Source organism: Kitasatospora sp. DSM 101779 (assembly GCF_025655475.1).
Taxonomy (GTDB): Bacteria; Actinomycetota; Actinomycetes; order Streptomycetales; family Streptomycetaceae; genus Kitasatospora.
Genome location: NZ_JAHTIK010000004.1, coordinates 1 through 2,337 on the forward strand (window position 1 = coordinate 1; position 2,337 = coordinate 2,337).

A 2,337-nucleotide genomic window follows, 5' to 3' on the forward strand; every position below is an offset into this window, starting at 1 on the left:
CAGGCGGGCGGGACGGCCGCGGCGTGACCGACGCGATCAGCAGGCACCGGACCCGGCGCCGCCGGAACGCAGCCGGGAGCACGGCCGGCTGCGCGGTCGGCTGCGCCACGTGCCTGCGGCAGTCCCGGAGCACCGGCCAGCAGCGGGACGGACGCCCCTCCCCCGGCCTGCGGAGCACCGCCGGGCTCGGCGGCCACCGGGCCGGACTTCTCCCGGCCCGCGGTCGGCGCAGCTGCGCCAGGAGACCGGGCAGCCGGCGACGCACGGCGGGCCTGCGGCAGGTGCGGTGGGCCGGGTACCGGCCGGCTGGAGGGCGGCGGTCCGGCGGAGGCCGCTGCGGCGGGGCGGGCGTCGGTCATGTCTCCCGCAACGAGCAGGGGCGCGCCGGGTCACCCGGCGCGCCCCGTGAGGGTCAAAGGGCGTGTCAGCCCTGCAGCCACTCCTGCTGGACGGCGAGGTCGGCCTTCACCTCGGCGAGCTGGGTGGCGACGGCGCTCGGCGCGGTGCCGCCGCGGCCGCTGCGGGAGGCGATGGCGCCGTGCACGCTGAGCACCGAGCGGACCTCGGGCGTCAGGTGCTCGGAGATCTCGGCGAACTGCGCGTCCGTCAGGTCGCCCAGCTCGATGCCCTGCTGCTCGCAGGCCTTGACGCAGGCTCCGGCGACCTCGTGCGCGACCCGGAACGGCACGCCCTGCTTGACCAGCCACTCGGCGACGTCGGTGGCGAGCGAGAAGCCGGCCGGGGCCAGCTCCTCCAGCCGCTCGCGGTGGACGGTGAGGGTGGCCATCATGCCGGTGAAGGCCGGCAGCAGGACCTCGAGGGTGTCGCAGGAGTCGAAGACCGGCTCCTTGTCCTCCTGCAGGTCGCGGTTGTAGGCGAGCGGCAGCGCCTTGAGGGTGGCGAGCAGGCCGGTGAGGTTGCCGATCAGGCGGCCGGACTTGCCGCGGGCGAGCTCGGCGATGTCCGGGTTCTTCTTCTGCGGCATGATCGAGGAGCCCGTGGAGAAGGCGTCGTGCAGCGTGATGAAGCCGAACTCCTTGGTGTTCCAGATGATCACCTCCTCGGCGATGCGCGAGAGGTTGATCCCGATCATGGCGGTGACGAAGGCGAACTCGGCGACGAAGTCCCGCGAGGCGGTGCCGTCGATGGAGTTGCCGACCGAGCCGCGCTCGAAGCCGAGGTCGGCGGCGACCGCCTGCGGGTCGAGGCCGAGCGAGGAGCCGGCGAGCGCGCCGGAGCCGTACGGGGAGACGGCGGTGCGGGCGTCCCACTGGCGCAGCCGCTCGGCGTCCCGGCCGAGGGCCTGCACGTGCGCGAGGACGTGGTGGGCGAAGAGCACCGGCTGGGCGTGCTGGAGGTGGGTGCGGCCCGGCATGGCGGTGTCGGGGTGGGCCTCGGCGAGGCCGACCAGGGCGTGCTGGAGGTCCAGCACCAGGCCGCCGATGATCCTGGCGTGGTCGCGGAGGTACATCCGGAACAGCGTGGCGATCTGGTCGTTGCGGGAGCGGCCGGCCCGCAGCTTGCCGCCGAGGTCGGGGCCGAGGCGCTCCAGCAGGCCGCGCTCCAGGGCGGTGTGCACGTCCTCGTCGGCGATGGTGCCGGTGAAGGCGCCGGACTCGACGTCGGCCAGCAGGCCGTCCAGTCCGGTCAGCATCGCGTCGAGCTCCTCGGCGCTCAGCAGGCCGGCCGTGTGCAGCACGCGGGCGTGCGCCTTGGAGCCGGCGATGTCGTAGGGCGCGAGGCGCCAGTCGAAGTGGACCGAGGCGGAGAGCCTGGCCAGCGCCTCGGAGGGGCCGTCGGCGAAGCGCGCGCCCCAGAGGCGCAGCTCAGGATTGCTGCTGGCGGCGTTCTGGTCGGCGGTCATCGCGTGGGCTCCTTACAGGTGATGGGGGTGGGCCCCGGCCGCGGGGAGAGCGGCCGGGGCCCGGTGACCGTTCGGGATCAGGCGAGGTCGCGGCGGGCGGCGATCTTCGAGGACATGCCGAAGATTTCGATGAAGCCCTTGGACATCGACTGGTCGAAGGTGTCGCCGGTGTCGTAGGTGGCGAGGTTGAAGTCGTACAGCGACTGGTCCGACTTGCGGCCGTTGACCACCGCGCGGCCGCCGTGCAGCACCATCCGGATGTCGCCGGAGACGCTCTGGTTGGCCTCGTTGACGAAGCCGTCCAGGGCGCGCTTGAGCGGGGAGAACCACAGGCCGTCGTAGACCAGCTCGGCCCAGCGCTGCTCGACCTGCCGCTTGTAGCGGGCCAGCTCGCGCTCGACGGTGACGTTCTCCAGGGCCTGGTGGGCGGTGATCAGGGCGATCGCGCCGGGGGCCTCGTAGATCTCGCGGGA

Annotated in this window: 1 protein-coding gene and 1 pseudogene; both read right to left on the reverse strand. The window is 73.6% G+C overall.

Going from position 1 to position 2,337, the window contains the following annotated elements:
• Positions 1–424: 424 nt before the first annotated feature.
• Positions 425–1,864 carry an argininosuccinate lyase gene (argH, locus tag KSNIM_RS38785; RefSeq protein WP_263108366.1) on the reverse strand — a complete coding sequence of 480 codons (1,440 nt, stop codon included), beginning with the start codon at positions 1,862–1,864 and terminating at the stop codon, positions 425–427.
• A gap of 77 nt (positions 1,865–1,941) precedes the next feature.
• Positions 1,942–2,337, reverse strand: a pseudogene (locus KSNIM_RS38790) (argininosuccinate synthase domain-containing protein); the annotation flags it as partial.

Coding starts and splice junctions, on each gene's coding strand:
- argH (WP_263108366.1), bottom strand. CDS start 1,864: ATGACCGCCGACCAGAACGCCGCCAGCAGCAATCCTGAGCTGCGCCTC.